Here is a 12,961-nt window from a genome sequence, read left to right as displayed (position 1 = left end):
TTACGGTTGCGTACCTCGTGGCGGGACGCGGATCCTGAGGTGCGTGAGCCACTACATCGCCAATCTGCGCGATATCGAATTCAATCTGTTCGAAGTGCTGCCGCTCGGCGCGGCCCTGGACGCGGGTGGCTACGGCGACCTCGATGCCGATACCGCGCGATCCATCCTCGACGAGGTCTCGAAGCTCGCCGAAGGCGTTGTCGCCGAGACGTTTGTCGAAGCCGACCGCAACCCGCCGGTGTTCCTGCCCGACGAGCACCGCATCACGGTGTCCGAGGAGCTGGCCAAGACCGTGCGGGTGGTCAAGGAAGCCGAATGGTGGCGCCTGGGCCTCGATGAGCGCGCCGGTGGGACGCTGGCGCCGGCGGCGCTGGTGTGGGCGACGCAGGAGATGCTCATCAGCGCGAACCCGTCGGCGACGTTCCTGTACGGCCTGGGGCCGGCGATGGCGCACACGCTGGCCGAGGTGGGTACCGAGGAGCAGCAGCACTGGGCGCGGACGGCCATGGACAAGGGCTGGGCGGGCACCATGGTGCTGACCGAGCCGGACGCCGGCTCCGATGTCGGGGCGGGACGGGCCAAGGCCATCGAACAGCCCGACGGCACCTGGCACATCGAGGGCGTCAAGCGCTTCATCTCCGGTGGCGACGTCGGTGACACCGCGGAGAACGTCTTCCACCTGGTGCTGGCCCGGCCCGAAGGCGCGGGCCCGGGCACCAAAGGGCTGAGCTTGTTCTTCGTGCCCAACTTCCTGTTCGACCCCGAGACCCTCGAGCTGGGCGAGCGCAACGGCGTGTACGTCACCGGCCTGGAACACAAGATGGGCATCAAGTCGTCGCCGACGTGTGAGTTGACGTTCGGCGCCCACGGAAAGCCCGCCATCGGCTACCTCGTCGGCGGCGTGCACAACGGCATCGCGCAGATGTTCAAGGTCATCGAGAACGCCCGGATGACGGTGGGTGTCAAGGCCGCCGGCACCCTGTCCACCGGCTACCTCAACGCGCTGGCCTACGCCAAGGAACGCATCCAGGGTGCCGATCTCACCCAGATGGCGGACAAGACCGCGCCGCGCGTGGCGATCATCGAACACCCCGACGTGCGACGCAGTCTGATGACGCAGAAGGCCTACGCCGAAGGTCTGCGCGCGGTCTACCTGTACACCGCGGCCTACCAGAATGCTGATGTCGCGCAACTCGTTTCGGGTGCCGACGCCGATCTGGCGCACCGGGTGAACGACCTGCTGCTGCCCATCGTGAAGGGCGTCGGCTCCGAACGCGCCTACGAGATGCTCTCCGAATCGCTGCAGACACTCGGCGGGTCCGGCTTCCTGCAGGATTACCCGATCGAGCAGTACATCCGCGACGCCCGCATCGACGCGCTGTACGAGGGCACGACGGCCATCCAGTCGCTGGACTTCTTCTTCCGCAAGATCATCCGCGACCAGGGCGCGGCGCTGGCCCACGTGTCGAGCCAGATCACCGCAACCATCGACGGCGCCGGGCCGGAGCTCAAGGCCGAAACCGACCGGCTGGCAACGGCTCTCGCCGATGTCCAGGCGATGGCCGCCGCGCTGACCGGCTACCTGATGGCCGCCCAGGGAGATCCCGAGCAGCTGTACAAGGTGGGGCTGGGCTCGGTGCGCTTCCTGCTCGCGGTCGGCGACCTGGTGATCGGTTGGCGGTTGATCCTGGCCGCCCAGATCGCCCTGGCGGCGCTCGACGGCGCCTCCGAACGCGACCACGCGTTCTATACCGGCAAGGTGGCGGTGGCGAAGTTCTTCGCCAAGAACATGCTGCCGCTGCTGACCTCGGTGCGCGAGGTGATCGAGACGCTCGATACCGACGTCATGGAGCTGGAGACCTCGGCCTTCTAGGGATTTGTGCACGATTTTCCGCGTCTGCCGCGAAAAATCGTGCACAAATCCCTGGCCGTCGAACAGATCACAGTTCCGGCCGTCGATTGCCGTGGATCTGGTGCCGCCGTGGAAAATGGTCCAAGGCCCACGACCGGACGAGGAGAGTGTGACGTGCGACGCGACACCCTGGCGTGGCTCGGTGCCCGCGCACTGACCCGCCGGCTGGGTTTGCCGCGGGCCACGAGCTTCCGGGTGGAGCGGTCGCTTCCGGTGCCGATGCGCGACGGCGCCGTCCTGTTGGCCGATCACTACGCGCCGCAGCGCCGCAAGCCCGCCGGCACGCTGCTGATGCGGGGGCCCTACGGCCGCGACGGCCTGCCCAACCGCGTGTTCGCCGGGCTGTACGCGGGGCAGGGCTTCCACGTCGTGCTGCAGAGCACGCGCGGCACCTTCGGGTCCGACGGTGCGTTCGAGCCCGGCCGTCACGAGGTCGACGACGGTGCCGACACGGTCCGGTGGCTGCGTGAACAGCCTTGGTACGGGGGAGAATTCGCCACTGTCGGGGCGTCATACCTGGGCTTCACCCAGCTGGCGCTCCTCGTCGACCAGCCCGACGACCTGACCACCTCCGTGATCACCATGGCGCCGCACGATTTCGGACACTCGGTATGGAGCACAGGGTCGTTCGCGCTCGGCGATTTCCTGGGCTGGAGTTATCAAGTGGCCTGGCAGCACCGTGGTGGCTGGATTCGCCAGATTCTCCGCGGCATGGCGACGCCGCGCACCCTCAAGCCGGTGCTGGAGACGCTGCCGCTCGATCCGGCCGCCGCCGAACTCCTGGGCGGACGCACCCCGTGGTTCAACGCGTGGCTCGAACAGCCGGATCCGTCGTCGCCGTACTGGGCCGAGAACGGTGTGGCGGCCGCACTCGACAACCTGCGCGGCCCGGTGCTGCTGATCACCGGTTGGCAGGACGTTTTCGTGGACCAGACCCTCGAGCAATACCGGCGGCTACGGGCCCGCGGTGTCGAGGTGGCGTTGACCGTGGGGCCGTGGACGCACGGGTCCGGTGGTACCGAGGCCATTAAGGAATCCGTGCTGTGGCTGGACGGCTCCCGCCGCGCCGCGGCCCCCGTGCGGATCTGCGTTGCCGGCGGTGACTGGCTCGACATGCAGGAGTGGCCACCACCGGCTGCCGAACAGGTGTGGCACCTGCACCCTGGCGCGGCGCTGGCCGAGACCCCGCCCGACAGCGGGGCGCCGTCCACGTTCGTCTACGACCCGGCCGACCCGACACCGAGTATCGGTGGGCGCCTTCTGGTTTCCGGCAAGTCGGGTTACATCGACGACACCGCGCTCGCCGAGCGATCGGACGTGCTGACCTTCACCGGCCCGGTGTTGCCTGCTGACCTCGACGTCATCGGAACGCCGTACGTCGAACTGGACCACCGGACCGACAACCCGCACGCCGACGTGTTCGTGCGCATCAGTGACGTTGGGCCCGACGGACATTCGACCAACGTCACCGACGGCTATCTGCGGCTCACCGCGGCCGACGCCCCCGCGGCGCTGCTGCGCCTGGAACTCGACGCGACCGCCTACCGATTCGCGGCCGGCCACCGGATCCGCCTGCTGGTCGCGGGCGGCTGTTTCCCGCGGTTCGCGCGCAATCTGGGCACCGGCGATCCGCTCGGGACCGCCACCGAGATGGTGCCCTCGGTGCACACCATCGCGCACGGCGACGGCGGCCAGTCCCGGCTGGTGTTGCCGGTCAGCGCAACGTGACGACCACTTTGCCCTTGGCGGAACGGTTTTCCAGCGAGGCGATGGCGTCCGCGGCCCGCTCCAACGGATAGACCTCGGGCGCCGGCGGGGTCACCGCACCGGAGGCCAGCAGCGGCTCCAGCTCCTCCCACTGCTCGGCGAGATAACCCGGGTGGGTCATGGCCCACGCACCCCAGCCGACACCCACCGCATCCACATTGTTGAGCAGCAGGCGGTTCACCTTGACCGTCGGAATATCGCCGCCGGTGAATCCCACCACCAGCAGCCGGCCGCCGGGTGCCAGGGACCGAAGAGAGTCGGTGAACCGGTCACCACCGACCGGGTCGAGGATCAGGTCGACGCCGCGGCCGCCGGTCAGCTCTCGCACCGCGTCCTTGAAGCCGTCGGCCAACACGACGTCGGAAGCCCCAGCGGCACGGGCGATCTCGGCCTTGTCCGGCGAGCTCACCACCGCGATGGTGCGGGCGGCGCCGAACGCCGGGGCCAGGCGCAGCGTGGACGTGCCGATGCCGCCCGCGGCGCCGTGCACCAGCACCGTCTCGCCGGGCGTCAGCCGACCGCGGGTACGCAGCGCGCAGTGCACCGTCAGATCGTTGAACAGCAGTCCGGCGCCGGCCTCGAACGACACCGAGTCCGGCAGCTTGAAGACCCGATCAGCCGGTAGTGCAACGACTTCCGCCATCGCGCCCGACAACATGGTCAACGCCGCCACCCTGTCGCCGGCCGCCACGTGCGCGCCCTCGGGTGCGCTGCGGACCACGCCCGCGAGCTCGGCGCCGGGGGTGTACGGCAGTTCCGGCTTGTGCTGGTACAGGCCGCGCGACTGCAGCGCGTCGGGGAAGGCGACACCGGCGGCGTGCACCTCGATCACCACAAGGCCGGCGCCGTCAGGCTCGGGGATGTCGTTCAGTTCGGCCGCCGAGGGGCCTTCCAACCGGGCGATCTGAATGGCGCGCATGGTGCTCTTCTCCTGTAGGCATTGCCGGTGGGTCCCTGTCACTGTCGCATGTCCACGTCACGCTCCGCCGCGGGCACCGAGTAAGAGGCCGGTCACCACCAGTCCGATGCCGGCGATCTCGCCGATCGTCGGAATCTGATGCAGCACGGTGAGCCCGATGAGGCTGGCCGTCACGGGCAACAGTGCCAGCAGGATCGCGAACCTCGCCTGGCCGACCTGACGGAGGACGATCTGGTCGAGCGCATAGGGGATGGCCGTCGACAACAGGCCGACGCCGAGGCCGAGCAGCCAGGTGCGCGGATCGACGAACACCGCCGAGTTCGTGTGGGCCTGGAGGCCGATGATCACCGGGCCCAAAATGGCTGCGGCGGTCGACATTCCGAGGGCGAGCGTGTCGAGACCGCCGTGTGCGTCCGCCACCCGTTTGCCGACCATGATGTAACCGGCCCAGAGCGCCGCGGCAGCCAGTGCCCACGCCACGCCGGCGAGCTCTGAGGTGAATTCGATGCCGGCCAACAGAGCAACCCCGCCAGCCGCGAGGGTGGCAGCCAAAAGATCACGCGGTCTGCGTGACCCGAGCGTGGCCACCAGCGTCGGGCCGATGAATTCGATCGCGACGGCGGTGCCCAACGGGATACGGGCCAGCGCTTCGTAGAACGCGATGTTCATGCCGACGGTGATCAATCCGAACAGGGTCGCGATCGCGACACGGCGGCGCGTCAACGGCATTCGCCACGGCCGGCGCCAGGCCATCAGCACCAGCGCACCGGCCGCGGCCCGGAGCCACGCGACGGTGGCCGGTTGGGTGGTCGAGAAGAGGAACACGCCGATCGCGGCACCCAGGTACTGCGACGCCGCACCGGTGACAAAGACGAACGGGACCGACCATCGGGGCAACTGGCGGTGCGTCATCCGCGCGGCACCCGGCAGTTGTCGATCCCGGTCACCCGGCGCAGATTACCGTCGACCTACCATCCGTGAATGATCGACGCACGTGCCGCCGTGTTGCTCCGCCCGGGTTCGGCCCCTGAACTGACCGATGTCCAGATTCGCGAACCGCAGGGCGGCGAGGTGCTGGTCGGCATCGATGCCGTCGGCATCTGCCACACCGATATCAGCACGGCCGCCCGCTGGCCGGAGAAGCGTCTGCCGATGGTGTTCGGCCATGAAGGCGCGGGCACGGTCCTGGCGGCTGGACCGGACGCTCGCATCGACGTCGGCCGGCGCGTCGTCCTGACGTTCGCCAGCTGCGCACAGTGCGCAGCGTGCGCAGCCGACACGCCCGCCTATTGCGACAATGCCAGTCGCCTGAACATGGCCGGTGACCGCGGTGACGAGTCGAGCGCGCTCCGGCTCGACGGTCAGCCCGTTCGCGGCGGATTCTTCGGGCAGTCCAGCTTCGCCACCCACGCGCTGGCCAACACGTCGAATGCCGTGGTGCTGCCCGACGGCATCGATGCCCAGCTGGCGGCACCGCTGGCCTGCAGTGTGCAGACCGGGGTCGGCGCGGTGCTGAACACACTGGCCGCTGGACCCGGCGATGTGCTGGTGGTGTGGGGCGCCGGCGCGGTCGGTCTCTCGGCGGTGATGGGGGCCCGCATCGCCGGGTGCCGCACGGTCATCGCGGTCGACCCGATCGCCGAACGACGTTCGCTGGCAATCGAATTGGGCGCCACCAGGGCCGTCGACTCGGCCTCCGAGACCCTGCCGGCCGAGATCATGGAGCTCACCGGCGGTGGTGCGACGCTGGCTGTCGACACGACCGCGCGCGGCGACGTCATCAGCACCGCGCTGACGCTGCTGCGCAAGTGCGGCACGCTCGCGCTCGTCGGGCTGGGCGCGCTGACCGCGGAACTACCCGTCGGGCTGATCCTGGCCAACGGGCTGCGGATACAGGGGGTCATCGAAGGCGACAGCGAGCCGCACAGCTTCATCCCGCGGTTGGCCGAACACGTCCTCCGGGGCGAGCTGCCCGTCGACAAACTGGTACGGACCTACCCGTTCGACCGCTTCGCCGACGCCTGGTCGGACGCCGCCGCCGGTTTTGCCGTCAAACCAGTGCTGGTTATTTAGGTAGGCTCGCTGGTACGGGATGTCCCGCCGGCAACGTCGCCGAACCCGAACGGAGCAGCATGACCGCTTTCACTCATTCGCAGCTGGTCAAACCCGGGCGTCCCGCGGCGCTGCCACGAGGCCGTTCCATGGAAATCAAGGCCGTCGACGGTACCCGGCTGCACGCCGAGGTGTTCGGTCCCGAACACGGGCAGCCGATCGTGTTCGCCCACGGCATCACCTGCGCCATCGGCGTATGGGGCAACCAGATCGCGGATCTGGCGAGCGACTACCGGGTCATCGCCTACGACCACCGCGGTCACGGCAAGAGTGAAGCTCCCCGCGGCCGCCACAAGTACAACCTGGACTTTCTCGCGGCCGACCTCGACGCGGTGCTGAGCGCGACGCTCAGGCCGGGGGAGCGGGCCGTCCTCGCGGGGCACTCGATGGGCGGCATTGCCATCACGTCATGGGCGCAGCGCTACCCGCAGCGGGTCACCGAGTGCGCGGACGCCGTCGCCCTGATCAACACCACGACTGGTGACCTGCTGAAGCTGGTCCAGCTGGCGCAGGTCCCGAACTCGCTGGCGAAGTCCCGGGCCTACGCCGCCGGCCGCATCCTCAAGACGTTCGGCGGAGCCCCGCTGGTGCCGGGTTCGCGTAGGGCGGCGCGCCAGTTCGTCGCCATGATCGCTGTCGGACGTGACGCCGACCCCGCAGTGGCCGACTACGTCTACGAACTGTTCATGGGCACCTCCGCAGCCGGCCGCAGCGGATGGGTGAACGCGCTGGTGGACAACCTCGATGCTCATCACATCGGACTCGACAACCTGACGGTGCCGACGCTCGTCATCGGCAGCACGAAAGACCGGTTGCTGCCCATCGCGGCGTCCCGCCGGATCGCCAGGAACGTGCCGAATCTGTGGTCGTTCGTCGAACTGGGCGGCGGTCACTGCGCGAACCTGGAGCGTCCCGAGCAGGTCAATCAGCATTTGCGGGCGCTGCTCGCGGGAGTGGCCCACAGCTCGACGGCCTAGGATCGCCATGTCCTAAGGTGAAACCGGCGGTACCGGATTTGATCAAGGGAGATTCATGACGGCCAGCGACGGCGAGTTCTTCGATGTGCTGATCATCGGTGCCGGTATCTCCGGCATCGGAGCCGCGTACCGGCTGCATCAACGCAACCCGCAGGTGACCTACCGGATCCTGGAGCGGCGGACGCGCATCGGTGGCACCTGGGACCTGTTCCGCTACCCGGGTATTCGATCCGACAGCGACATTTTCACGCTCAGTTTCCCGTACCAGCCGTGGGAGCGGCCGGAGAACATCGCCGACGGCGATCACATCCGCGAGTACCTGACCACCGCGGCACACACGCACGGCATCGACCGTCACATCACCTTCAACACCCATGTGCAGTCGGCCGACTGGGATTCGGCGACCGACACCTGGACGGTGCACGCCGTGGAGAACGGCGAGGCCAGGTCCTACCGCGCCCGATTCCTGTTCTGCGGCACCGGCTACTACAACTACGACAAGGGCTACACGCCCGACTTTCCGGGCATCGACACCTTCGCCGGCGACGTCGTCCATCCGCAGTTCTGGCCGGAGTCACTGGATTACGCCGGCAAGAAGGTCGTGGTGATCGGCAGTGGTGCCACCGCGGTCAGCCTGGTGCCCGCCATGGCGAAGACCGCCGGGAAGGTGACCATGCTGCAGCGGTCACCCACCTACCTGATGTCGCAGTGGCAGATCGACCCGATGGTCAGCTTCATCCGGAAGCTGTTGCCGGACAAGATCGCTCATCGCATCGTGTGGTTCCGCAACGTGCTCATCAGCGTGCTCAGCTACAACCTGCTCCGGAAGTTCCCCAAGGGCGGCCGCCGCCTCATCCGCAACCGGGCCATGGCCGCGTTGCCGCCGGGCTACCCCGTGGACGTGCACTTCAACCCGAAATACGACCCGTGGGATCAACGCCTCTGCGCGGTGCTCGACCGCGACATCTTCACCGCCATCGGTGACGGCCGCGCCGAGGTCGTCACCGACCACATCTCCCACTTCGACGCCAACGGCATCGTGCTGAAATCCGGTGCGCGCATTGACGCCGACATCGTCGTCACCGCGACCGGGCTGGAGTTGCAGGCCCTCGGCGGCATCTCCCTGTCGGTCGACGGGGTCGCGATCACCCCGTCCGACCGCTACGTCTACAAGGAATTCCTGCTCGAGGACGTGCCGAACATGGCATGGTGCCTGGGCTACACCAACGCATCGTGGACCCTGCGCGCCGACATGACTGCCCGTGCGTTCGCGAAACTGGTGGCGTACATGGACTCTCACGGCTACACCCACGCCTATCCGCATCTGGGTGACGTCCCGATGGACGAGAAGAAGACCTTCGACCTCGACGCCGGCTACATCAACCGCAACCCCCACGCGTTGCCCAAATCCGGTACCCATCGCCCGTGGCACGTCCGGCACAACTACGTGCTCGACGTGATCGACCACCGCTTCGACCGCATCGAAGAGTCCATGGTGTTCGGACGGGTGCGGCAGCGGGTCTGAGCCTTCCGGATCAGGATTCCGGCTGCTCGGTGAGTCTGGGCGGGGCAGCCAGTCGCCACGAGTCGGCGAGGATGTCGGTCAGTTCCTGCTCATCGTCGAGCGCCTCCAGCCTGACCCGCACCCACGACGACGCCGCCTCATGTCGCGGCACCCAGAACTTGTGCGGTTCGGCCGCGATCAGCTCTTCGCGGTCGAACCTCGGACAGCGCACCGCAAACGAGGTCTGATCGTCGGGCACCGTGACGAACATCTTGCGCGCCACGTCGAAAGTCGGGTGGCCCCAACGCTCCTTCTCTGTGGTCTCCGGGAGGGACAGCGCGATGCGGCGCACGTCATCGGCATCGAGCACGGTGTGAACCTTCCGGAGCTGCGTTGGTGGAGTTTGTCCGTCGAGGCAGCCTACCGGCGGGCGGTGACAGGTATTTCGCGCGCGACTCAGCGCAGGACAGTGGCGAGCTGTTCGACGAGGGCCTCGATCGCGGCTGGATCGCGCAGCCGGTCCGGCGCCCACGCCAGCGCGATCTTGGCCGGCGCCCAGGTGCTTTCATCGATCGGGATCAGCTTGAATTCGGGCGGCGAGAAGATTCGGCCCAGCGTCGAGGCGGGCGCGTAGCTGACCAGTGCGACGAGATACCGGTTGAACACATGGCTGGCCATCTCCAGCTCACCGCCCAGCTGACTGACGGCGCGCACGATGCGCGTGACGCCGCGTTCGTTGAGGCCCCGCGTCATCTGCGCCAGCACCACGGGATTGGGCCGGGCGAAGTCGATCACGACATCGCGGTCCCGCAGGTCTTCGATGGCGATGGTGTCGTTGGCGGCGAGTGGGTCGTCGAACCGCACCGCCGCCGCGCCCGGATAGGTGGCCACGACCCGGTGCCGGATGCGCTTGTCGGCGGCCGGCAGGTGGATCAGACCGAGATCCGTGTGCCCGGAAACGAGTTTGGCGATGACCTCGGCCGCCGACCCGGGCACGCTGAACTCGGCGGGTATCGCGAGGCCTGCCACCGCTTGCTCGAATCTCGCCAGGAAATCCGATGGCGCGTAGGCGGTCGCATCGATGCGAACGGGGTTGCTCGCCTGCGTGATTCGTGACGCGGTGGCCTTCAGTTCCTCCACCCGCCGCAGGATGTCGCGCGCCGGCTCCAGCAGCTGCATACCCAGCGGTGTCAGGCGGACGTCGTGGTAGGTGCGCTCGAAGAGTTCCCCACCCACTTCGCGCTCGAGTAACTTGATCTGCTTGCTCAGCGGCGGCGGCGTGATCATCAGCCGATCGGCGGCGCGCTTGAAGTGCAGCTCTTCGGCGACCGCGACGAAGTAGCGAAGGCGGGTGAAATCGATTTCCATGGGACGGGGTGGTTACCGTCCCGAATGTGCTGCTGCCGCAGGTACTTCGAGGACGGCGCGGGCAATCAGATCATCGATTGTCTGATCGTCCAGGCCGAGCAGTTCGGCCGCGATCTCACGGGTCTGCTCGCCGAGCAGTGGCGCTTGCCCCAGCGGGGGATCGGGGATCAGGTCAGCGTGGATTTGCACGTTCTCCATCATGAACGGTGCGGTCCCGTGCGGATGTAGTTCCTCCCGGAAAGCCCGTCGCTCGACGTAGTAGTCCCAGGCGGGGACCTCCACCGCATGCAGGACAGCCCCGGCCGGGACGCCCGCCGCCTGCAACCGCGCCATGGCCTCTGCCGGTTTATGCCGGGATGTCCAGGCGCTGAGCGCCTCGTCGAGCCGCCCGCGCTGACGATCCCGCCCGGATCGCGAACCCAGCTCCGCATCGGCAGCGAGATCGGGCCGGTCGATCGCCGCGCACAGCGCTGACCAGTCGGCGTCGTCGCGGACGGTGACCGCGATCCACGTGTCATCACCAGCGCCGGGAAACAGGCCCCACGGTGCGTCATGAGCCGGCTGGTCGTCGCGAGCATGACCGCGCCGGGTGAGCACCTCCCCGGCGATGTCGTCGGCCAGGTGACTGAGCATCACCTCGGCTTGGGCGATACTCGCCGATCCGCCGCCACCGCTGCGTTCGCGGCGCAGCAGGAGCGCGACGGCACTCAATGCCCCGATCCGCGCCGCCACGTGGTCGGGGTACACCGTGACGGTGTCGCAGAACGCATCTGGGTCATCTGGGTAGGTCCACAGCTCGGTGAAGCCCGCCGCGGCGCGGACCAACGGCCCGTAGCCGAGTCGTTTCGCCCATGGCCCGGTGGCTCCGTACGCCGAGCTGTCGACGACGACGATGCCCGGGTTCACCTGCTGCAGTGTCGCGTGATCCATGCCGAGCGCTGCTGCCACACCGGGTTTGAAGTTGCTCAGCACGACGTCGGACTGCTCTACCAGTTGGTGTGCCAGCGCGCGGCCTTCCGCGGACCGGAGGTCGATCCCGATCGACCGCTTGTTGCGGTGACCGGCGGCGTAGGCCTGCGTCATCCGGGTGAGGCTGATGCGGAGCCCGTCAGGGAAGGCGGAGTTCTCGATCTTGACGACGTCGGCGCCGAGGTCGGCGAACAGGCGGCCGGTGTCGCTGCCGACGACGATGACGCCGAGGTCCAGCACGCGCAGCCCCTCCAGGGGCAGTCCGAGGCCGCTGCGGGGGCGCGCGGTGAGCGTGGGGGCGTCGCGGAGTCGTCGCTCACTCGGTGCCTTGATGTTCAGGCTGCTCGCCCGGTGCCCGTCGATCTCGACGACACCGACCGGCACGGGTGCGGTCAGACCGGGGGAGAGCTCCGTCTCGCGGAAGAAACCGCGCGCGGCCACCTGTTCGGTGGACAGCGCCTCGGCCAGGCTCAGCACCGCGGCCGTCGGCACGCCGTGCCGTTGTCCGGCCAGTTCGAGCTCCGCGCGGGTCTTGTCGGCACAGAACTGCTCGATGGCGCCGAAGAGGGTGGCGGACGCGAAACGCTCACGGAGGCTGTTGAACTTGGGGTCGGCGAATTCCGCCGGGCGCCCCATCCACTCGAACATGCCCTGCCACTGGCGTTTTGCCAACACACACATGCGGACGTGGCCGTCCTTGCATTTGAAGATCGGATAGCGCTGCTGCTCGGCGATCCAGTCGCGCTGCTGTTCGCTGATGGGTACGCCGGCCGCCGCGCTGCCTGCCGTGCCGAATGGCGGATCGAGGGTCTGCATCGCACCTTCGAGCACCGAGAAATCGATGAGATCGCCTGTGCCCGTGCGCAGCCGATCCAGGAACACACAGAGGGCGAAGAACGCGGCCTGGGCCGCGGCGACGTGGTACGGCAGGTCCGCGCTCGGTGGCACCAGCGGTGGCTGTCCCGGGATGCCAGAGCGGGACAGCTCGCTGGTCAACGCGTGCAGCACCGGAGTGGTGGCCTGCCAGTCGTGATATCGCGTATCACGACCGAAGTCACTGATGGACAGGATGACCAGTGCCGGATGATCAGCGTGAATCTGGTTGACCGCCAAGGATTCCTCGGCCGCCGATCCCGGACGCGTGTTCTCGATGAGGATGTCGGCGGTCGCCACCAAGTCGGCCCACGCCTGCCGCCCGGCCGGGGTCGACGGATCGATCTCGACCGAAGGGATCCCGTGTCGGTTGATGGCGGTGCCGATGGGCACTCCGTCGATGCGTGGTCCGGTGGTGTCGGTCGCGGTCACACCGGCCAGGTGCACCGACGTGACGTGGGCACCGAGATCGGCCAGAAGCCGGCCGACGGCTGTGATGGGTCCGGCTGTCAGATCGAGTATCTCGATGCCCGACAGCGGCGGGTCGTAGGCCATGGTCG

General features: G+C 68.1%; 10 protein-coding genes. 5 read left to right on the top strand and 5 right to left on the bottom strand.

Features of this window, described 5'->3' with window-relative positions; all coding sequences use genetic code 11:
• Positions 1-43 precede the first annotated feature (43 nt).
• On the top strand, positions 44-1,873 hold the full coding sequence (locus tag ACJH6J_RS03725; RefSeq protein WP_406803514.1) for an acyl-CoA dehydrogenase: 1,830 nt from the start codon (positions 44-46) through the stop codon (positions 1,871-1,873).
• A gap of 153 nt (positions 1,874-2,026) precedes the next feature.
• Positions 2,027-3,640, top strand: coding sequence for a CocE/NonD family hydrolase (locus tag ACJH6J_RS03720; RefSeq protein WP_406803513.1), 1,614 nt, complete (start codon positions 2,027-2,029; stop codon positions 3,638-3,640).
• On the opposite strand, the gene ACJH6J_RS03715 is transcribed toward ACJH6J_RS03720, so the two are convergent.
• Positions 3,627-4,598 (bottom strand): NADPH:quinone oxidoreductase family protein, encoded by a 972-nt coding sequence (locus ACJH6J_RS03715; RefSeq protein ID WP_318984191.1) that lies wholly within the window; start codon positions 4,596-4,598, stop codon positions 3,627-3,629. The genes ACJH6J_RS03720 and ACJH6J_RS03715 overlap by 14 nt on opposite strands.
• Positions 4,599-4,655: 57 nt before the next feature.
• Complete coding sequence (locus tag ACJH6J_RS03710; protein WP_318984192.1) at positions 4,656-5,510, bottom strand: EamA family transporter; 855 nt, start codon at positions 5,508-5,510, stop codon at positions 4,656-4,658.
• Between the two features lie 69 nt (positions 5,511-5,579).
• Here ACJH6J_RS03710 and ACJH6J_RS03705 point away from each other — a divergent pair, with 69 nt between their 5' ends.
• The 3 genes from ACJH6J_RS03705 to ACJH6J_RS03695 are packed head-to-tail and all read left to right on the top strand — an operon-like array spanning position 5,580 to position 9,212.
• Entirely contained in the window at positions 5,580-6,671 is a 1,092-nt protein-coding gene (locus tag ACJH6J_RS03705; protein WP_318984193.1) for an NAD(P)-dependent alcohol dehydrogenase, read from the top strand.
• Between the two features lie 59 nt (positions 6,672-6,730).
• A complete protein-coding gene (locus tag ACJH6J_RS03700) occupies positions 6,731-7,687 on the top strand; it encodes an alpha/beta hydrolase (RefSeq protein WP_318984194.1) in 957 nt (318 codons plus the stop codon).
• Between the two features lie 55 nt (positions 7,688-7,742).
• Positions 7,743-9,212, top strand: a complete 1,470-nt coding sequence (locus ACJH6J_RS03695) for an NAD(P)/FAD-dependent oxidoreductase (RefSeq protein WP_346416851.1) — start codon at positions 7,743-7,745, stop codon at positions 9,210-9,212.
• A 10-nt stretch (positions 9,213-9,222) separates the two neighbouring features.
• Here ACJH6J_RS03695 and ACJH6J_RS03690 read toward each other — a convergent pair whose 3' ends face one another.
• The 3 genes from ACJH6J_RS03690 to ACJH6J_RS03680 all read right to left on the bottom strand — a co-directional run bounded on the left by ACJH6J_RS03690 (position 9,223) and on the right by ACJH6J_RS03680 (position 12,956).
• Positions 9,223-9,561 (bottom strand): MmcQ/YjbR family DNA-binding protein, encoded by a 339-nt coding sequence (locus ACJH6J_RS03690; protein ID WP_346416850.1) that lies wholly within the window; start codon positions 9,559-9,561, stop codon positions 9,223-9,225.
• 86 nt (positions 9,562-9,647) lie between these two features.
• Complete coding sequence (locus tag ACJH6J_RS03685; protein WP_346416849.1) at positions 9,648-10,559, bottom strand: LysR family transcriptional regulator; 912 nt, start codon at positions 10,557-10,559, stop codon at positions 9,648-9,650.
• Between the two features lie 12 nt (positions 10,560-10,571).
• Complete coding sequence (locus ACJH6J_RS03680) at positions 10,572-12,956, bottom strand: CoA transferase (protein ID WP_346416848.1); 2,385 nt, start codon at positions 12,954-12,956, stop codon at positions 10,572-10,574.
• Positions 12,957-12,961: the final 5 nt, after the last annotated feature.

The organism is Mycobacterium sp. SMC-18 (genome assembly GCF_045310895.1).
Classification (GTDB): Bacteria; Actinomycetota; Actinomycetes; order Mycobacteriales; family Mycobacteriaceae; genus Mycobacterium.
This window is presented reverse-complemented; position numbering and strand designations above follow the sequence as displayed.